The following is a 17,679-nucleotide window of genomic DNA, read 5'->3' as shown; positions in this document are numbered from 1 at the left end:
GGCTTCGGCGGGCAGTTTCTCCCAAGCCATGGGCAAAAAGCCAATGATTTCGGCGCAGTTGGCATATAAATCGTTCTTATATGACTGTCGCCGCCTTGGACTTCCAGATTCTGCGTGCCTTCGTTCTTGCCGCGCGCGAGGGCAATGTGTCGCGCGCCGCCGAGCGGCTGCATCTCACGCAGCCGGCGGTGAGCCTGCAGCTCAAGCGCCTGTCGGAAGAAACCGGGCTGCAGCTCTTCACGCGCACGCCGCACGGGCTGGCGCTCACGGCCGACGGCGCCGCGCTGCTGCCGCAGGCCGAGCGGGTGCTCTCGGCCGTGGGCGACCTGCAGCAGGCCGCGCGCAACCTGCAGGGCACGGTGCGCGGGGCGCTGCGCATCGGCACCATCCTCGACCCGGAGTTCACCCGGCTCGGCATGTTCCTGCGCGAACTGGTGGAATCGGCCCCGCAGATCGAGACCGAACTGCGCCACGGCATGAGCGGCACGGTGCTGGCCCAGGTGCTGCGCGGCGAGCTCGACGTGGGTTTTCACCTCGATGCGGACGGGAGCGACGCCGCCACGCCGGCACCGCTCGCGGCGCGCACGCTCACCCGCTTCACCTACCGCGTGGTCGCGCCCGCGGGCTGGGGCCCGCAGGTGCTGGGCCGCGACTGGAAGGCGCTGGCCGCGCTGCCTTGGCTGGCCACGCCACCGGAGTCGGCGCACCACCGGCTGCTGGAAAAAGTGTTCGGGCCGCTCGGGCTTTCGCCGCGCCGCGTGGCGCTGGTGGACCAGGAGGCCTCGATGCTCGACCTGCTGAAATCGGGCGTGGGCCTGAGCCTCCTGCGCGACTCGATCGCCATCCGCGAGAGCCAGTCGCACGGCCTCGTGATGGCCGACCGCGTGCAGCTCGACTGCGCGCTGCGCTTCGTCTCGCTGGCGGCACGGCGCAACGAGCCCGTGATCGCGAGCGCATGGAACGCGCTCGCGCGGGCCTGGAACTGACCGCAGATGGGCCGCGAATGATTGGCCGGACGGCGTTCTGCCCTACGCAAACCGGAGCCAGGACGCACCGGGAAAGTCGATTCATCCGGTTACGATGCGCCCTTCCGGACCGCCTCTTTTTTCTTACTTCGCCCTGCACCGCCGCATCATGTCCATAGCAACTTCGCCGGCCGACGCACCAGTTGCCGGCAGCGTGTTGCCGCGCATCGAGCAGCGCGAGCAGGACGGCCGCAGCTGGACCGTGGCCAGCGGCCGCTGGACCACGCTGGCCATGTCGTCGCGAAGCGCGTGGCAGGTGCTTGCCAAGGACCTGGCGGGCGCGCCCCCGGCCGAAGACCGCGCCTGGGACCTGCGCCCCATCGAACAGCTCGACCACATCGGCGCGCAGCTGCTCTGGGACCACTGGCGCCATGACTGGCCGGCCACGCTCGAGATGTTGCCGCAGCACAAGGCAGTGCTCGACCAGGTGGCCCGGTTCACCGTGGGCACGCCCGAGGAGCCGCCGCCCACGCTGGCCGAGCGGCTGCGGCATTTCTCGCACACCGGCCCGCGCGCGCTGCAGGTGGTGCGCGACTTCGTGGGCCTGATCGGCCAGCTCGCACTCGACGTGTGCACGCTGGGACGCGCGCCGCATCGCGCACCCTGGCGAGATTTCTCGGGGCACCTCTACCAGTTCGGCGCCACGGCGCTGCACATCACGGCGCTGGTCGGCCTGCTGATCGGTGTGGTGCTGGCCTACCTGATCTCGCAGCAGCTGCGCCAGTACGGCGCCGAAGCCTTCGTGGTCAACATCCTCGGGCTGTCGCTGATCCGCGAGCTCGGGCCGGTGCTTGCCGCGGTGCTGATCGCGGGGCGCTCGGGTTCGGCCATCACGGCGCAGATCGGCGTGATGCGCGTGACCGAGGAACTCGACGCCATGCGGGTGATGGGCATTCCGCACGGCTTCAGGCTGGTGATGCCGCGCGTGATGGCGCTGGCCATCGCGATGCCGCTGATCAGCCTCTGGACCTCGATGGCAGCGCTCGTGGGCGGCATGCTCGCGGCCGACGCTGCGCTCGACATTTCGCCGGCCTACTTCCTGTCGGCGCTGCCGCGCGCGGTGCCGATTGCCAATCTCTGGCTCGCGCTGGCGAAGTCGGCGGTATTCGGCATTCTGATTGCGCTGATCGGCTGCTACTTCGGCATGAAGGTCAAGCCCAACACCGAGAGCCTGGGGCGCGGCACGACCTCGTCGGTGGTGACCTCGATCACCGCGGTGATCCTGGTCGACGCGCTGTTCGCGGTGCTCTTCAAGGGCGTGGGGTTCCGGGCATGAATGATTTGTCGGCCACTGTCGTCGATATCCGCAAGCTCTGGACGGTGTTCAAGAGCGCCGACGGCGAGGTCGTGGTGCACCGCGACCTCGACCTGCGCATCGAGCGCGGCGAGGTGCTGTCGCTGGTGGGCGGCTCGGGCACCGGCAAGACGGTGCTGCTGCGCCAGATCCTCGGACTCGAGAAGCCGACGAAGGGCACGGTCGAGGTGCTGGGCCGGGCGCCCGGAGAGCTCAGCGCCAAGGGCGCGGCCAACGTGGGCATGCTGTTCCAGCACGGCGCGCTGTTCTCGGCCTTCAGCGTGCTCGAGAACATTGCCTTTCCGCTGCGCGAACTCAAGCTGCTGCCCGACGAGCTGATCCGCAATGCGGCGCTGGTCAAGCTGCAGATGGTGGGCCTGGAACCGCGGCATGCCAACATGAGCCCGGCCGACCTGTCGGGCGGCATGATCAAGCGCGTGGCGCTGGCGCGGGCACTCATCATGGACCCGCCGCTGCTGCTGCTGGACGAACCCACCGCCGGCCTCGACCCCGAGGCCTCCGACAGTTTCTGCGACCTGCTGCGCGGCCTGCACCGCGAACTGGGCCTGACGGTGGTGATGGTCACGCACGACCTGGACACCCTGTTCGACCTGAGCACCCGCATCGCGGTGCTGGCCGACCACAAGGTCATCGTCAGCGGCTCGGCGCGCGAGGTGATCGCGTATCCGCATCCGTTCATCCACGAATATTTTCTGGGCGGGCGCGGCCAGCGCGCCCTGGAGGCCCTGCATGACAAACCCGCCAAAGCCCCGCCGCCATCCGCCGGCGCGGCCCACTGAAAGGTAGCCACACCATGGAAAACAAAGCCCATGCCATCGCCGCCGGTGCCTTCGTGCTCGGCCTCATCGCCGTGCTCGTGGGACTGGTGGTCTGGTTCACGCGCGACAACACCGTGCGCAACATCTACGAACTCTCCACGCGCGACCCGGTCAGCGGCCTGCAGCCGCAGGCCATGGTGCGCTACCGCGGCATCGCGGTCGGCAAGGTGACCTCGATCGACTTCGACCCCAGGACCCGCGGCAACGTGCGCGTGCGCATCACCGTCGACCAGCGCGTGCCGCTCACCACCTCGAGCTTTGCCACGCTGAGCTACCAGGGCGTGACCGGCCTGGCCTTCATCGCGCTGGACGACAAGGGCGAATCGAACGTCGCGCTCGCGCCCAACAACGACGATCCGCCGCGCATTCCGCTCAAGCCCTCGATGCTGGCGCAGCTGCAGGACCGCGGCGAAGCCATCATCAACCAGGTCGACGAGGCGACGAAGCGCGCCAACCAGCTGCTGGGCGACGACAACCAGAAGCGCGCGGCGGATGCGCTGGAGAACATCGCCGCGGCCTCGGCCAGCGCCAACACGCTTCTCAAGCAGCTCGACAGCACGGTGAAGACCGGCCTGAACCCGGCGCTGGCCGCGCTTCCCGGCGCGATGTCCACGGTGAAGACGGCTGCCGGCGACGTCTCGCGCGTGGCCAACAACTTCAACACCACCGTGGGCCGGCTGAACGCGCCCGACGGCCCGATCGAGCGGCTGAGCAACGGCACCAAGGCGCTGGCGCAGTCGGTCGATTCGTTCAACGCCGCCACGCTGCCGCGCGTGAACCGCGTGGCCGACGACACGTCCCGCGCGGTGCGCCGGCTCGGCCGCGCGGCCGACAGCATCAACGACAACCCGCAATCGCTGCTGTTCGGCAACGGCGGCACCGCCGCGGGGCCCGGCGAGCCCGGGTTCTCCGCGCCGCCCGCCACCACGTCCCTGGGACGCCCCTGAAGCGATGACCATGAAAAACGCCATTCATCCCCATCCGCGCCTTGCCGCCTGCATCGCCGCCGGCCTTGCGCTGCTGCTCGCCGGCTGCGGCGCGCTGCCCGACAAGCCCGCGCGCACCACGCTGTACGACTTCGGGCCCGGGCTTGCCGCGCCTGCCACGGCCGCCAATGCGCCCGCGGCCGCATTGCCCACGCTCGCGCTGGCCGAAATCGAGAGCAACACGCGGCTCGACGGCACGCAGATCCTCTACCGGCTCGGCTATGCCGATGCCAACGAGCTGCGTCCCTACGGGCAGTCGCGCTGGAGCCTGGCGCCGGCGCAGCTGCTGCGTCAGCGGCTGCGCGACGCGCTCGCCGAGCGGCGCACCGTGCTCGGCCCGGAAGAAAGCGCGACCATCGCACGCGCCGAGGGCAAGGTGCCGGACACGCTGCGCATCTCGCTCGACGAGTTCAGCCACTACTTCGAATCGGCCAGCAGCAGCGTCGGCCTGGTCCGCCTGCGCGCCACGCTGATCCGCGGCACCACCGGCGGCGACCGCGTGCTGGGCCAGCGCACCTTCACCGTGCGCCGCCCGGCCCCGAGCGCCGATGCGCCCGGCGGCGTCAAGGCGCTGGCCGCGGCCACCGATGCGGCGGTGGCCGACATCGTGCAGTGGGTGGACCAGCAGCCGCGGCAGTAAGCTCGGCTTCGGCCCGACCCGCCTTTTTCATCCACGGAGGAGACCTCACCATGAACGCAACACGCATCATCGGCATCCTGCTCGTCGTCGCAGGCATCGCGGGCCTCGGGCTCGGCGGCTTCAGCTTCACGAAGGAAACGCACCAGGCCAAGCTGGGCCCGCTGGAGTTCTCGGTGAAGGAAAAGCAGCAGGTCAACTTCCCGGCCTGGGCGAGCGTGGCCGCCATCGTGGTGGGCGGGGCGCTGGTGCTGCTGGGTGGCAAGAAGGGCTGAGCGCCCTTCCAGGAAAGCGCATGGCCGCCGCTGCTGACGGCAACGTCTTCGTGCCCCTCGACGGGGGCTGCACTTGCGGCGCCGTGCGCTACCGCATGACGGCTGCGCCGCTGTTCGTGCACTGCTGTCATTGCCGCTGGTGCCAACGCGAAACGGGCTCGTCCTTCGCGCTCAACGCATTGATCGAGCCCGCGCAGATGCAACTGCTGCAAGGCACGGTCGACGTGGTGTTGACGCCCTCGGCCAGCGGGCGCGGCCAGAAGTACGTCCGCTGTCCGCATTGCCGTGTTGCACTCTGGAGCCACTACGCGGGAGCCGGCGACGCGGTGTGCTTCGTGCGCGTGGGCACGCTCGATACACCCGATCGCCTGCCGCCGGACTTGCACATCTTCACGATGTCGAAACAGCCCTGGGTGGTGCTGCCGCCCGGAACGCCGGCGGTGACCGAATACTACGAGCGCGAGGCGTACTGGCCGGCCGCGAGCCTCGCGCGTTGGCCGGCGCTGCGCGGCAAGTCCGGAGCAGCTTCCGAAAGCTAGTACATTGACACGTAAATAACGAAACATGAATACACTCCATCTATCCCCGTTGGGGTTACGAAGGAGTGCTCATGCGCCAGACCGAACTGCATTTGACCGAGAAGGATCGGGCGATCATCGAGGAGATTCGACGCAAGGGAATCCATCATTCGCGCGAAGTGAACCGGGCGCATGCGCTGTGGTGCCTGGATCGCGGGATTCCCGAGGCGCAGATCATGGACGTTCTGGGGATCGGACGCACCGCGCTGTGGCGCACCCGGTCGGCATACCTGCAAGGGGGCGTCGATCTGGCCGTGTTCGACGTTGCACGCTCGGGTCGGCCGCGACAGTACGACACCGATGCCGAGGCGCGCGTGACGGCACTGGCATGCTCGGCTGCGCCCGAGGGTCGCCAGCGCTGGACGATCGTCGAACTCGAACGTGCCGCGCGCCAGGAATTGGGCCTTGGCAACGTCAGTCGGGAAACCGTCCGGCGCATGCTAAAAAAAACGATCTCAAGCCCTGGCGACGGCTGATGTGGTGCATCGGCACGCTCACCGAAGAGTACCGCTGCCGCATGTACAACCTGCTCAAGCTGTACGCCAAACCGATGTGCGGCGACGAGCCCGTGATCTGCATCGACGAGAAGAGTCTGCAACTCGTTGCTCATAGCCGAGAGCCGTTGCCCATGGCGCCGGGCGAGGCGGCCAAGCTGGACTACGAATACGTGCGCAAGGGCACCACCAATCTGTTCGTGGCAGTCGAGCCCAAGGCGGGACAGCGCGTCGTCTCGGTCACCGATCACCGGGGCAAGACAGACTTCGTCGGCTTCGTCCAGGCACTTCTCACCGACACTTATGCGACGGCACGCCGCGTTCACCTCGTGCTGGACAACCTGAACATTCACTTCAGGAAATGCTTCGACGATGTGTTGGGAGTGCGCGCGGCCAACACGCTGTTGCGCCGGGTGTGCTTTCACTACACGCCCAAGCACGCAAGTTGGCTCAACATGGCAGAAATCGAGATCGGCATCCTCACGCGCCAATGCCTGAACCGCCGCCTCCCCACCCAGCAACTCCTGCGACGCGAAGTCGATGCCTGGCAAGCAGATCGAAACGCGCTGCGCCGAACCATCGAGTGGAAGTTCACTCGACAGGATGCAGATCACAAGCTCGGGCGTCATTACGTTTCGAAACTTACGTGTTGACGTACTAGGGCCTCTGTTCACAGGCCCTAGGCCTGCAGCCCCGCCAGCAGCTGCGGCAGAAGAACCTCCGCCGCGCCGCGCAGGACCACCGAGGCCGCCGCATCCAGATGCGGCAACGGCTCCATGTTGAGCGTGATCAGCCGGGCGCCGCGCGACATCGCCAGCTGCGGCAGCTCGGCCGCCGGGTAGACCACCGCCGTGCTGCCGACCACCATGAACAGGTCCGACTCCTGCGCCGCCATCTGCGCGTCGTGCAGCACGCCGTGGTTCAGCATCTCGCCGAACATCACGACGTCGGGCCGGGCGCGCGAGGCGCAGCGCATGCAGCGGTGAAAGGGCCAGGGCCCGCGCCGGTTGCCACAGTGGTCGCAGCGCCAGCGGCGCAGCGAGCCATGCAGTTCGAGCACGTCCAGCCCACCCGCGATCGAGAGCAGGCCATCGACGTTCTGCGTGATGAGGCGCGTGGCGGGGCGCAGCCGCTGCAGCAGCGCGAGCGCCGTATGCCCGGGGTTCGGCTGCGCGGCCTCGACGGTGGAAAGCCGCCGGGCCCAGAAGCGGGTGAAGCCCTTCGGATCGCGCTGCAGGTCTTCGGCGTGGGAGAACTGCAGCGCGTTCTGGCTCATCCAGAGGCCGTCGGCGTCGCGGTAGGTCGGAATGCCCGAAGCCCTGGACAGCCCCGCGCCGGACAGCACGACGATGCGCCGGGCGGCACCCAGCAGGGCAATGGCGGATTCGACGGGCGAGGGGGAAGAAGAAGCAGTGCCCAGGGTCATGGATCCAGATTTCCGGAAGCATTTCTTCCGGAAGACGTTGCGCCCAGCCGCGCGGAGACGGTGCCCGCGCAGGCCTTGAGCGCGCGTGCGATTTCGCCGTCCCAGGCGGTGTCGAAGATGGCGGCCGGGCCGATGGCCGTGACCGACAGCACGATGGCGCCCGTGTGGTCGAACACCGGCGCAGCCATGGCGCTGACGCCCTCGATCACCTCGCCCTCCGAGCGGCTGATGCCGTGCGCCCGCACTTCCTGCAGCTGGCGCTCGAATTCGCCCCACGAAGGCAGCGGCGGCTGCGGCGGCATGCCGGCCGCGGGCGGCACTTCGCCGGCCTTGCGCTGCTTCTGCCGCTGGCGCTCGGCGTCGAGCAGTTGCCGCACCGTCCCGGCCTCCAGGTAGGCGGCGAAGACGCGGCCCGAGGCGGTGTTGGTGAGCGAGAACACCGTGCCGTGCCGCATGTTCACGTGCACCGGCGACGGCGATTCGGCCGTGCGCACGATGGTGGCGCCGCGCGCACCCCAGACCGCGAGCGCCACCGTGTGGCCGATGCGCTGCGCGACCTCGGCAATCAGCGGCGTCGCAATGTGCACCGGGTCGGCCTGCTGCAGGCTGATGAGCCCCAGTTGCAAGGCCAGCGGGCCGAGCAGATAGTGGCCGCTGGCGCGGTCCTGCTCGATCAGGCCCAGCCGCCCGAAGCTCACCATGTAGGGATGGGCCTTGGCGGCCGTCATGTCGGCTTCGCGCGCCAGGTCTTTCAGCGCCATCGGTCGGCCGTGGTGCACCAGCGCACGCAGCAGCTGGCCACCCACTTCGATGCTCTGGATGCCGCGCTGGGCGGCGCGGTCGGGGTCATTGGCTGCCATGGCCCGCCTTGGCGTCTGGTTGTTCGTTCATGAAGAAGGGATTAGACATGAACTGATCTCGGGCTTACACTTCCGAAATTCGTTAACCGCAAATCCATTCGCTTTAGACGAATCAAATCTCGATCCACCCGACGGAGACACACGATGAGCCAAGCCAAGAAGTTCGCCAGCCAGGCGGACATGGAAGAGAAGAAGATCACCTTCAGCCAGATCTCGGAGCACGCCTGGGCCTACACCGCCGAGGGCGACCCCAACACCGGCATCGTGATCGGCGACGACTGCGTGCTGGTGGCCGACACCCAGGCCACGCCCGCCATGGCGGCCGACGTGGTGCGCCGCATCCGCGAAGTGACCGACAAGCCGATCAAGTACGTGGTGCTCACGCATTACCACGCGGTGCGCGTGCTGGGCGCGGCCGGCTACGGTGCCGAGCACATCCTGGCCAGCCAGGACACGCGCGACCTGATCGTGGAGCGTGGCGAACAGGACAAGGCCAGCGAGATCGGCCGCTTCCCGCGCCTGTTCCAGAACGTCGAGACGGTGCCCCCGGGCCTGACCTGGCCCACCCTGACCTTCACCGGCAAGATGACGCTGTGGCTCGGCAAGCTCGAGGTGCAGCTGATCCAGCTGGGCCGCGGCCACACCAAGGGCGACACGGTCGTCTGGTTGCCAGAGGAGCGCACGCTGCTGTCGGGCGACCTGGTCGAGTTCGGCGCCACCCCCTACGCCGGCGACGCCTACTTCCAGGATTGGCCGCAGACGCTGGACAACATCGCCGCGCTCAAGCCCGCCGCGCTGGTGCCTGGCCGCGGCGCCGCGCTCACCACGCCCGCCGAAGTGGCCAAGGGCCTGGCGGGCACGCGCAACTTCATCTCCGACGTGTACGCCAGCGTGCAGGAAGGCGTGAAGGCCGGGCGCGACCTGAACACGGTCTACAAGGACACCTACGCCAAGCTCAAGCCCAAGTACAGCCAGTGGGTGATCTTCGACCACTGCATGCCGTTCGACGTGAGCCGCGCGTACGACGAGGCCTCGGGCCATGCCGACCCGCGCGTGTGGACGGCCGAGCGGGACGTCGAGATGTGGAAGGCGCTGGAAGGTTGAGGTCTTGAGACACGGAGACAAACGTGATCGACTATCAAAGCCTGCGCTTCGACTACGAGCGCCACGCTGACCAGGACGCAGCGACTCCCGCCCATCACCCGGTCGTGATCGTCGGCGCCGGCCCGGTCGGCCTCACGCTCGCCATCGACCTTGCGCTGCGCGAAATTCCGGTGGTGCTGCTCGACAACGACAACACCCTCTCCAGCGGCTCGCGCGCGATCTGCTTTGCCAAGCGCACGCTCGAGGTGTTCGACCGCCTCGGCTGCGGCGACCGCATGGTCGACAAGGGCGTGTCGTGGCACGTGGGCAAGGTGTTCTTCCACGACGAGCAGGTCTACCGCTTCGACCTGCTGCCCGAGCCCGGCCACGAGCGCCCGGCCTTCATCAACCTGCAGCAGTACTACGTCGAGGGCTATCTCGTCGAGCGTGCCGCAACGCTGCCGCTGATCGACCTGCGCTGGAACAACAAGGTCACGGGCATCGAGCAGCGCGATGACGGCGCGGTGCTCACGGTCGAGACGCCCGAGGGCGACTACCGGCTGGCCGCCGATTACGTCGGCGCCTGTGACGGCTCGCGCTCCAACCTGCGGCAACTGATGGGCCTCGAAGCCAAGGGCCGCGTGTTCCGCGACCGCTTCCTGATCGCCGACATCACGATGGATGCTGGTCCGCCGCCGGGCCGCCCCAAGGCGGACGCCCCCCCCTTGGGGGGGCAGCGAGGACACGAAGTGCCGAGCGTGGGGGGCCACATTCTTGCCAACGAGCGGCGCTTCTGGTTCGACCCGCCGTTCCACCCCGGCCAGAGCGTGCTGCTGCACAAGCAGGCCGACGGCATGTGGCGCGTCGACTTCCAGCTTGGCTGGGACGCCGACCCGGTGGAAGAGCGCAAGCCCGAGAACATCACGCCGCGGGTGCGCGCGCTGCTCGACAGCATCGGCTTCGAGGGCGTGCAGTTCCAGATCGGCTGGGCCAGCGTCTACACCTTCGCCTGCCAGCGCATGGAGCGCTTCCGCCATGGCCGCGTGCTGTTCGCGGGCGACTCGGCGCACGGCGTGTCGCCGTTCGGCGCACGCGGCGCCAACTCGGGCGTGCAGGATGCGGACAACCTCGCGTGGAAGCTCGCGGCCGTGCTCAAGGGCGAGGCGCCCGACGCGCTGCTCGACACCTACGCGAGCGAGCGCGAGCACGCGGCCGACGAGAACATCCTCAACTCCACGCGCGCCACCGACTTCATCACGCCCAAGAGCGAGGTGAGCCGGCTGTTCCGCGACGCGGTGCTCGAGCTGACGAAACGCCACGCCTTCGCGCGCACGCTGGTCAACAGCGGGCGGCTCTCGGTGCCGGCGGTGCTGCGCGATTCGCCGCTCAACACGCCCGACGCCGACACCTTCGAAGGCGCGATGGTGCCGGGCGCCGCGGCGGCCGATGCGCCCATCGTGCGCGCCGACGGCCGCATCGGCTGGCTGCTGCGCGAATGCCATGTGGCGCAGTTCACGGCGCTGCTGTTCGGCCGGGGCGAAGCGGCCGAGCGCAGCCTGCAGGCGCTGAAGTCCTGCGACTTTCCGCTGCACGTCGTGCGCGTGGAGGGCGCAACGCCCGAAGGCGAGCTCGCCACGCAGCGCTACGACGCGCAACCCGGCACCGTCTACCTGCTGCGGCCCGACCAGCATGTGTGTGCGCGCTGGCGGCAGCCCACAGCCGCGGACATCCGCACGGCCATCGACCACGCACTGGCAAAGACATGAGCATTACCATGCAGCAGCAACAACTGATCACCGCACCCAACCTCGAGGCCCCCGACGATTTCTACGAGGCGCTGATCGAGGCGCACCAGGGGCTTTCCACCGAAGAGAGCCACGCCTTCAACGCACGGCTCGTGCTCGTGCTGGCCAACCACATCGGCTCGCTGGCCGTGCTGCGCGAGGCCTTTGACGCCGCGCGCGCAAGCTGAACGCACGCATTCCAACTTCATTCATCGCGATTTTCGAAAGAGAACACCATGGCAAACCCCATCGACAATGCCGAGCGGCGCTACCAGAGCGGTTTCGGCAACGAATACGCCTGCGAAGCGATTGCGGGCGCCCTGCCCCAGGGCCGCAACAGCCCGCAGCGCGCCCCCTTCGACCTGTACACCGAGCTGCTCTCGGGCACCGCTTTCACCGCGCCGCGCCACGAGAACCGCCGCACCTGGCTGTATCGCCGGCAGCCGTCGGTGGTCTCGGGCCGCTACCAGCCGTACGCGCAAGCACACTGGACCACCGGCGCCGACCGCGAGATCGCGCTGCCGCCCGAACCGCTGCGCTGGCATCCGCTGCCGCTCGACGGCGCGGCCGAAGTGGACTTCATCGACGGCATGCATACCCTCGCGGCCAACGGCGATGCCGAATCGCAGGTGGGCATCGGCTCGCTCATGTACCTCGCGGGCCGCTCGATGGAGCGCCGCGCCTTCGTCAACGCCGACGGCGAGATGCTCATCGTGCCGCAGCAGGGCCGCCTCGTGATCACGACCGAACTCGGCGTGCTCGACGTGAAGCCGGGCGAAATCGCGCTGCTGCCTCGCGGCATGGTGTTCAAGGTCGCACTGCCGGATTCGGATGCTGGCGCGGGCCCCTCGCGCGGCTACGTCTGCGAGAATTACGGCGCGCAATTCCGCCTGCCCGAACTGGGCCCGATCGGCTCGAACGGCCTGGCCAACGCGCGCGACTTCCAGGCCCCCGTGGCGGCCTTCGAGGAAGACGGCGGCGCCTACGAACTGGTGAAGAAATTCGGCGGCCGCTTCTGGAAGGCGCCGACGAAGCAGTCGCCCTTCAACGTGGTCGCCTGGCACGGCAACCTGGCGCCGGTGAAGTACGACACGGCCAATTTCATGGTGATCGGCTCCATCAGCTTCGACCATCCCGATCCGTCGATCTTCACCGTGCTGACCTCGCCCAGCGACACGCCCGGCACCGCGAACTGCGACTTCGTGATCTTCCCGCCGCGCTGGATGGTGATGGAAAACACCTTCCGTCCGCCATGGTTCCACCGCAACCTCATGAGCGAATTCATGGGCCTGGTGCTCGGCGAATACGACGCCAAGCCGGGCGGCTTCAAGCCCGGCGGCGCGAGCCTGCACAACTGCATGGTGCCGCACGGCCCCGACGAGGAAGCCTTCGACAAGGCCACGCATGCCGACCTCAAGCCGCACAAGCTGGACAACACGCTCGCCTTCATGTTCGAGAGCCGCTACCGCTTCATCCCGACGAACTTCGCGCTGCAGAGCCCCGCGCTCGACACCGACTACGCCGATTGCTGGGCGGGTCTCAACGATCAGTTCAAGGCATGACGGCCGATTCAAATACAGAAAGACACCCATGACCACCGCACTGAACGCCACCCATGACCCGAAGCTGCGCAGCTGGGTCGCCTCCGCCAACGAAGCCGGCTGCGACTTCCCGATCCAGAACCTGCCCTTCGGGCGCTTCCGCGCGGCAGGCAGCAGCGAGGCTTTCCGCATCGGCGTGGCCATCGGCGACCAGGTGCTCGACCTGAAGGCTGCCGGCCTGGTCGACACCGACGACATGAACGCGCTGATGAGCGCGAGCATGAAGGAACGCCAGGCCCTGCGTGCCGCCATCTCCGCCGGCCTCGCCGAAGGCAGCGGCCAGCAGGCCGCATGGTCCAAGGCCCTGCTGCCGCAGGCCAGGGCCGAAATGACCGTGCCCTGCCGCATCGGCGACTACACCGACTTCTACACCGGCATCCATCACGCCACCACCATCGGCAAGCTGTTCCGCCCCGACCAGCCGCTGATGCCCAACTACAAATGGGTGCCGATCGGCTACCACGGCCGCGCCTCGTCGATCGGCGTGAGCGGGCAGGCCTTCAGGCGGCCGCAGGGGCAGACCAAGGCGCCGGATGCGGCCGAGCCCAGCTTCGGTCCCTCGAAGCGGCTCGACTACGAACTGGAGCTGGGCTTCTTCGTCGGCCGCGGCAATGCGCTCGGCGAGCCGATTGCCCTCGGCGAGGCCGAAGACCACCTGTTCGGCGTGGCGCTGCTCAACGACTGGTCGGCGCGCGACATCCAGGCCTGGGAGTACCAGCCGCTGGGCCCCTTCCTTTCGAAGAATTTCGCGAGCACGCTGTCGCCGTGGATCGTGACGATGGAGGCGCTGGCGCCGTTCCGCGCCAGGTTCGAGCGGCCCGAGGGAGATCCGCAGCCGCTCGCGTATCTCGACGCGCCCTCGAACCGCGAAAGCGGCGCGCTCGACATCACGCTCGAAGTGCTGCTGCAGACCGCGAAGATGCGCGCCGAAGGCGTGGCGCCCGCGCGCCTCACGCGCGGCAACACCACCGAGGCCGCCTACTGGACCGCCGCGCAGCTGGTCGCGCACCACACGGTGAACGGCTGCAACCTGCAGCCCGGCGACCTGCTGGGCTCGGGCACGCTCTCGGGCCCCAAGCCCGACGAGGCCGGCTCGCTGATCGAACTCACGCAGGGCGGCAAGCAGCCGATCACGCTGCCCAACGGAGAGAAGCGCACCTTCCTCGAAGACGGCGATACGCTGGTCATCCGCGGCCACTGCGAGCGCGCGGGCGCAGTGCGCATCGGCCTGGGCGAAGTCAGCGGTACGGTGGCCTGAGGCAGGAGGCTCAGGGCGCGGGCGCGGCGGAGGCCGCAGCCGGCCACGCCACTTCGCTGGCAACGCGCGGCTTGCCGATCGGCGCGGTGGCCTTTCCGACCCTGATGGCGGCCATGTCGGCTTCGCTCGGATACTGGTCCATCAGCCAGTAGTCGAACACGCGGCGTGCAATGGGCGCTGCGGCGCCCGCACCCCAGCCGGCGTTCTCGACGACCACCGCCAGCGCGATCTTCGGATCGGTGGCCGGAGCGAAAGCCATGAACAGGGCGTGGTCGCGCTGGTGCTCCTCGAGCGCCTTGGCGTTGTACTTGGTGTTCTGCGCCTGCGTCACGGCCTGGGCGGTGCCGGTCTTGCCCGCCGCCTGGTAGCCCGCGCCGGCGAACACGCCGCGCGCGGTGCCGCTGGTGACCACGCTGGTCAGGCCCTCGCGAACCACCGCGACGTTGGCCGCGGTGTAGCCCAGGTTCTCGGCCGGCGGCTGGGGCAGCGGCACCACCTGCCCGCTCACCGTGTTGCGCGTGGCCAGCACGAGGTGCGGCTTGTGTTTCAGGCCGCCGTCGGCCACGATGGCCGTGGCCTGCGCGAGCTGCAGCATCGTGAAAGCGTTGTAGCCCTGCCCGATGCCGAGCGAAATGGTTTCGCCCGCATACCACTTCTTCTGCTCGGGCCGCTTGTAGGCGTTGCGCTTCCATTCGGTGCTCGGCAGCACGCCGCGCACCTCGCCGCCCAGGTCGATGCCGGTGATCTGCCCGAAGCCCATCGGCTTCATGAAGTCGTGGATCAGGTCCACGCCCATTTCGTTGGCCAGCGAGTAGTAGTAGATGTTGCTCGACAGCTGGATCGAGCGGCGCATGTCGACGCCCCCGATGTTGCCCTCGGGGCTGCCGAAACGGTGGCCGCCGAAGTTGAAGTAGCCGGGGTCGTTCACCACCACGTTCGGGCCGCGCTTGCCGGTCTGCAGCGCCGCCAGCGCCATGAAAGGCTTGTAGGTGGAGCCGGGCGGATAGGTGCCGCGCAGCGCGCGGTTCAAGAGCGGCTTGTCGAGCGATTCGGTCAGCGCCTGCCAGCTCTCGGTGTCGATGCCTTCGACGAACAGGTTGGGGTCGAAGGTGGGCTTGCTCACGAAGGCCAGCACTTCGCCGGTCCTGGGGTCGATGGCCACCAGCGCGCCGCGGCGGTCGCCGAACATGTCTTCCACCAGCTTCTGCAGCTTGATGTCGAGCGACAGCATCACGGTGTTGCCGGGCGTGGCCGGGTGGCTGGCGAGCCGGCGCACCGCGCGGCCGCCGGCCGAGGTTTCCATCTGCTCGACGCCGGTCTGGCCATGCAGCGTCTTCTCGTAGCTCTGCTCGATGCCCAGCTTGCCGATGTAGTCGGTGCCCTTGTAGTTGGCCTGGTCTTCCTCGGCCCAGTCTTCCATCGCGGTCTTCTCGCGCTGGTTGATGCGGCCGATGTAGCCGAGCACGTGCGAGGCCAGCTCGGCGTGCGGGTAATTGCGGAACAGCCGGGCCTTGATCTCCACGCCCGGGAAGCGGTAGCGCTGCGCGGCGAAGCGCGCGACCTCCTCGTCGCTCAGGCGGGTGCGGATGGGAATGGAATCGAAGCTGCGCGAATCCTCCCGCAGGCGCTTGAAGCGGCGGCGGTCGCGCGGCGAAACCTCGAGCACCTGGGTGAGGCTCTCGATGGTCTCCTCGACGTCGCCCACCTTCGAAGGCGTGATCTCCAGCGTGTAGGCCGAATAGTTCGAGGCCAGCACGATGCCGTTGCGGTCGAGGATCAGGCCGCGGTTGGGCACCACGGGCACGATGGCCGTGCGGTTGCTCTCGGCCTGTTCCGCCAGGTCTTCATGCCGCACCACCTGCAGGTAGAACAGGCGGGCGCCGAGCAGGCTGAACGCGAAGAGCACCACGAGGCCGATCACGACCACGCGGCGCTTGAAGCGCGCGAGATCGGCGGCGACGTTGCGGATTTCGGTCATGGCGGCGAAAGTGCGAGCTTAGGCGCGGGCCGTGGCCATGGCAAATGCGGGCGAACTCATAGCGGCCGGTTCTCGTCGGGGTCCGGCGTGCGAAGCTGGGGGGCCAGCAGCAAGGCAGTTGCCAGCGGCCACAGCGCCGCCTCGACGGCCGGCGAGATCAGCACGCTCCAGCCCGGGAACACGCCGCCGCCGATCATCCGCGTGATGACCTCGATGAGCTGCGACAACGCGAACAGCGGCAGCACCTGCAGCGCCTGCGAGGCCACCGGGTACCACAGCAGGCGCCGGTGGATGGTGATCGCGAAGAAGCCCAGCGTGGTGTAGGACAGCGCATGCTGGCCCAGCATGGACGCCTGGTGCACGTCCATGCACAGCCCGAAGACGAAGGCCGCGCCGATGCCCACGCGCATCGGCTGGTGCACGCCCCAGAACACGATGGCCAGCGCGAGCAGGTCGGGCATCCATGCGGCGCGGCCGATCGGGATCATGTTGATGAGCAGCGCCACCACCAGGCTCGCCCACATGAACAGCGGGCTCACGGGCAGCAGGAGCTGCTGTTGTCCGGGACGCTTGATCATCGGGCGCGCTCCGCGGCTTTTTTGTCGGCCTTGTCGGCCTTCCCGGCCGGCTTGGCCTCGGGCTTCTTGCGCACCACGGCGGCGGCCGGCGCGGGCGGCGGCGCCGAGGGAGCCCCGGTGGGCGCGAGCACCAGCACGTAGCGCGCAGCCGTCACGCGGGCCAGCGGCACGCAGTAGATGCGCGCAAAGGCCGAATCGGCGCGGCGCTCGATGCGCTCGATCTTCGCCACCGGCAGGCCGGGCGGATAGACGCCGTCGACGCCGCTGGTGGACAGCAGGTCGCCCTCCTGCAGGTCGGCATTGGCGGCCATGAAGCGCAGCTCGAGTCCGCCGCCATGCGCCGACGCATCGCCGAAGGCCACGCTGCGCACGCCGGTACGGGTGTTCTGCACGGGAATGGAAAGATCGCGGTCGATCACCAGCGTGACTTCGCTCGTGAACGGCTGCACCTGCGTCACCTGTCCCAGCACGCCGTGCGCGTCGATCACGGGCGACCCGGCGGCCACGCCCTGCGTGAGCCCCTGGTCGATGACGATCTTGCGCGTGTACGGGTCGGCCGCGTCATACAGCACCTCGGCCGCGCGGCCCGGCGCCTGGGTGGTCTGGCGCAGCTCGAGCAGCGCGCGCAGCCGCGCGTTGTCCTGCGCGAGCGTGTCGGCCTGGCTCGCGCGCTCGGCCTGCAGCATGAGCGCCTTGCGCGCCTCGTCCTCGTTGCGCTGGGCCGCCTGCAGGTCTTCGAAATAGCGGCTGCCGCCGACCACCAGCTGCACCGGCTTGAGCGCCAGCCATTGCACCGGGTAGAGCACCGCGCCGACGGCCGCGCGCAGGGGCTGCACGAGATGGAAGCGCGCGTCGGCCACCATCAGGAACAGCGCGAGCGCGCCGAAGAAGATCAGCTTGCTGAGCGCCGACTGTCCCTGGTTGAACAGGGGCGGGGCTGTGCGATCGAGCGTGCCCAAGGGCATGGTTCAGGCCTGGCTGTG

General features: G+C 68.6%; 19 protein-coding genes. 14 read left to right on the top strand and 5 right to left on the bottom strand.

Annotated features, from left to right (window positions below):
• Positions 1-80: 80 nt before the first annotated feature.
• The 9 genes from VAPA_RS01815 to VAPA_RS34785 all read left to right on the top strand — a co-directional run bounded on the left by VAPA_RS01815 (position 81) and on the right by VAPA_RS34785 (position 6,781).
• Entirely contained in the window at positions 81-986 is a 906-nt protein-coding gene (locus tag VAPA_RS01815) for a LysR family transcriptional regulator (RefSeq protein ID WP_021005059.1), read from the top strand.
• 148 nt (positions 987-1,134) lie between these two features.
• Entirely contained in the window at positions 1,135-2,301 is a 1,167-nt protein-coding gene (locus VAPA_RS01810) for an MlaE family ABC transporter permease (protein WP_021005058.1), read from the top strand.
• The gene (locus tag VAPA_RS01805) at positions 2,298-3,119 is read left to right on the top strand and encodes an ABC transporter ATP-binding protein (protein ID WP_021005057.1); all 822 of its coding nucleotides are present in this window, start codon (positions 2,298-2,300) and stop codon (positions 3,117-3,119) included. The genes VAPA_RS01810 and VAPA_RS01805 overlap by 4 nt, the downstream gene beginning before the upstream one ends.
• Positions 3,120-3,133: 14 nt before the next feature.
• Positions 3,134-4,105 (top strand): MlaD family protein, encoded by a 972-nt coding sequence (locus tag VAPA_RS01800; protein WP_021005056.1) that lies wholly within the window; start codon positions 3,134-3,136, stop codon positions 4,103-4,105.
• Between the two features lie 10 nt (positions 4,106-4,115).
• A complete protein-coding gene (locus tag VAPA_RS01795; protein WP_021005055.1) occupies positions 4,116-4,784 on the top strand; it encodes an ABC-type transport auxiliary lipoprotein family protein in 669 nt (222 codons plus the stop codon).
• 50 nt (positions 4,785-4,834) lie between these two features.
• Positions 4,835-5,056 carry a hypothetical protein gene (locus tag VAPA_RS01790; RefSeq protein ID WP_021005054.1) on the top strand — a complete coding sequence of 74 codons (222 nt, stop codon included), beginning with the start codon at positions 4,835-4,837 and terminating at the stop codon, positions 5,054-5,056.
• A gap of 20 nt (positions 5,057-5,076) precedes the next feature.
• Positions 5,077-5,595, top strand: a complete 519-nt coding sequence (locus VAPA_RS01785; protein WP_021005053.1) for a GFA family protein — start codon at positions 5,077-5,079, stop codon at positions 5,593-5,595.
• Positions 5,596-5,666: 71 nt separating this feature from the next.
• Positions 5,667-6,110, top strand: a complete 444-nt coding sequence (locus VAPA_RS34790) for a helix-turn-helix domain-containing protein (protein ID WP_021005052.1) — start codon at positions 5,667-5,669, stop codon at positions 6,108-6,110.
• Complete coding sequence (locus VAPA_RS34785) at positions 6,110-6,781, top strand: IS630 family transposase (protein ID WP_021005051.1); 672 nt, start codon at positions 6,110-6,112, stop codon at positions 6,779-6,781. Before VAPA_RS34790 ends, VAPA_RS34785 begins: the two co-directional genes overlap by 1 nt.
• Positions 6,782-6,807: 26 nt before the next feature.
• Here VAPA_RS34785 and VAPA_RS01770 read toward each other — a convergent pair whose 3' ends face one another.
• Together VAPA_RS01770 and VAPA_RS01765 are read right to left on the bottom strand one after the other, a co-directional pair.
• Positions 6,808-7,554, bottom strand: coding sequence for an SIR2 family NAD-dependent protein deacylase (locus tag VAPA_RS01770; protein ID WP_021005050.1), 747 nt, complete (start codon positions 7,552-7,554; stop codon positions 6,808-6,810).
• Entirely contained in the window at positions 7,551-8,414 is an 864-nt protein-coding gene (locus VAPA_RS01765) for an IclR family transcriptional regulator (protein ID WP_021005049.1), read from the bottom strand. The genes VAPA_RS01770 and VAPA_RS01765 overlap by 4 nt, the downstream gene beginning before the upstream one ends.
• 144 nt (positions 8,415-8,558) lie before the next feature.
• Between VAPA_RS01765 and VAPA_RS01760 the strand changes: the two genes are divergently transcribed.
• From VAPA_RS01760 to fahA, 5 genes are read left to right on the top strand one after another with little or no spacing between them, the layout of a single operon-like run.
• Positions 8,559-9,518: an MBL fold metallo-hydrolase gene (locus tag VAPA_RS01760; protein ID WP_021005048.1), complete on the top strand. Its 960-nt coding sequence runs from the start codon at positions 8,559-8,561 to the stop codon at positions 9,516-9,518.
• Positions 9,519-9,541: 23 nt separating this feature from the next.
• Positions 9,542-11,263 (top strand): FAD-dependent oxidoreductase, encoded by a 1,722-nt coding sequence (locus tag VAPA_RS01755; RefSeq protein ID WP_021005047.1) that lies wholly within the window; start codon positions 9,542-9,544, stop codon positions 11,261-11,263.
• Positions 11,264-11,271: 8 nt separating this feature from the next.
• On the top strand, positions 11,272-11,469 hold the full coding sequence (locus VAPA_RS01750) for a DUF2783 domain-containing protein (protein WP_021005046.1): 198 nt from the start codon (positions 11,272-11,274) through the stop codon (positions 11,467-11,469).
• A 48-nt stretch (positions 11,470-11,517) separates the two neighbouring features.
• Positions 11,518-12,843: a homogentisate 1,2-dioxygenase gene (hmgA, locus tag VAPA_RS01745; protein ID WP_021005045.1), complete on the top strand. Its 1,326-nt coding sequence runs from the start codon at positions 11,518-11,520 to the stop codon at positions 12,841-12,843.
• 28 nt (positions 12,844-12,871) lie between these two features.
• Positions 12,872-14,140, top strand: a complete 1,269-nt coding sequence (gene fahA, locus VAPA_RS01740; RefSeq protein WP_021005044.1) for a fumarylacetoacetase — start codon at positions 12,872-12,874, stop codon at positions 14,138-14,140.
• A gap of 10 nt (positions 14,141-14,150) precedes the next feature.
• On the opposite strand, the gene mrdA is transcribed toward fahA, so the two are convergent.
• The 3 genes from mrdA to mreC are packed head-to-tail and all read right to left on the bottom strand — an operon-like array spanning position 14,151 to position 17,661.
• Positions 14,151-16,118, bottom strand: coding sequence for a penicillin-binding protein 2 (gene mrdA / locus VAPA_RS01735; protein ID WP_021005043.1), 1,968 nt, complete (start codon positions 16,116-16,118; stop codon positions 14,151-14,153).
• Positions 16,119-16,174: 56 nt separating this feature from the next.
• Entirely contained in the window at positions 16,175-16,696 is a 522-nt protein-coding gene (gene mreD, locus VAPA_RS01730; protein ID WP_021005042.1) for a rod shape-determining protein MreD, read from the bottom strand.
• Entirely contained in the window at positions 16,693-17,661 is a 969-nt protein-coding gene (mreC, locus tag VAPA_RS01725) for a rod shape-determining protein MreC (RefSeq protein WP_021005041.1), read from the bottom strand. The genes mreD and mreC overlap by 4 nt, the downstream gene beginning before the upstream one ends.
• Positions 17,662-17,679: the final 18 nt, after the last annotated feature.

It is taken from the genome of Variovorax paradoxus B4, from assembly GCF_000463015.1.
Lineage (GTDB): Bacteria > Pseudomonadota > Gammaproteobacteria > Burkholderiales > Burkholderiaceae_C > Variovorax > Variovorax paradoxus_E.
Note: the sequence above shows the minus strand (reverse complement) of the source record. Positions and strands in the feature narration are given on the sequence as shown.

What these genes read in the sequence shown, in the direction of transcription:
- VAPA_RS01815 (WP_021005059.1), top strand. Translation starts at nt 81, where the DNA reads ATGACTGTCGCCGCCTTGGACTTCCAGATTCTGCGTGCCTTCGTTCTT.
- VAPA_RS01810 (WP_021005058.1), top strand. Translation starts at nt 1,135, where the DNA reads ATGTCCATAGCAACTTCGCCGGCCGACGCACCAGTTGCCGGCAGCGTG.
- VAPA_RS01805 (WP_021005057.1), top strand. Translation starts at nt 2,298, where the DNA reads ATGAATGATTTGTCGGCCACTGTCGTCGATATCCGCAAGCTCTGGACG.
- VAPA_RS01800 (WP_021005056.1), top strand. Translation starts at nt 3,134, where the DNA reads ATGGAAAACAAAGCCCATGCCATCGCCGCCGGTGCCTTCGTGCTCGGC.
- VAPA_RS01795 (WP_021005055.1), top strand. Translation starts at nt 4,116, where the DNA reads ATGAAAAACGCCATTCATCCCCATCCGCGCCTTGCCGCCTGCATCGCC.
- VAPA_RS01790 (WP_021005054.1), top strand. Translation starts at nt 4,835, where the DNA reads ATGAACGCAACACGCATCATCGGCATCCTGCTCGTCGTCGCAGGCATC.
- VAPA_RS01785 (WP_021005053.1), top strand. Translation starts at nt 5,077, where the DNA reads ATGGCCGCCGCTGCTGACGGCAACGTCTTCGTGCCCCTCGACGGGGGC.
- VAPA_RS34790 (WP_021005052.1), top strand. Translation starts at nt 5,667, where the DNA reads ATGCGCCAGACCGAACTGCATTTGACCGAGAAGGATCGGGCGATCATC.
- VAPA_RS34785 (WP_021005051.1), top strand. Translation starts at nt 6,110, where the DNA reads ATGTGGTGCATCGGCACGCTCACCGAAGAGTACCGCTGCCGCATGTAC.
- VAPA_RS01770 (WP_021005050.1), bottom strand. Translation starts at nt 7,554, where the DNA reads ATGACCCTGGGCACTGCTTCTTCTTCCCCCTCGCCCGTCGAATCCGCC.
- VAPA_RS01765 (WP_021005049.1), bottom strand. Translation starts at nt 8,414, where the DNA reads ATGGCAGCCAATGACCCCGACCGCGCCGCCCAGCGCGGCATCCAGAGC.
- VAPA_RS01760 (WP_021005048.1), top strand. Translation starts at nt 8,559, where the DNA reads ATGAGCCAAGCCAAGAAGTTCGCCAGCCAGGCGGACATGGAAGAGAAG.
- VAPA_RS01750 (WP_021005046.1), top strand. Translation starts at nt 11,272, where the DNA reads ATGCAGCAGCAACAACTGATCACCGCACCCAACCTCGAGGCCCCCGAC.
- hmgA (WP_021005045.1), top strand. Translation starts at nt 11,518, where the DNA reads ATGGCAAACCCCATCGACAATGCCGAGCGGCGCTACCAGAGCGGTTTC.
- fahA (WP_021005044.1), top strand. Translation starts at nt 12,872, where the DNA reads ATGACCACCGCACTGAACGCCACCCATGACCCGAAGCTGCGCAGCTGG.
- mrdA (WP_021005043.1), bottom strand. Translation starts at nt 16,118, where the DNA reads ATGACCGAAATCCGCAACGTCGCCGCCGATCTCGCGCGCTTCAAGCGC.
- mreD (WP_021005042.1), bottom strand. Translation starts at nt 16,696, where the DNA reads ATGATCAAGCGTCCCGGACAACAGCAGCTCCTGCTGCCCGTGAGCCCG.
- mreC (WP_021005041.1), bottom strand. Translation starts at nt 17,661, where the DNA reads ATGCCCTTGGGCACGCTCGATCGCACAGCCCCGCCCCTGTTCAACCAG.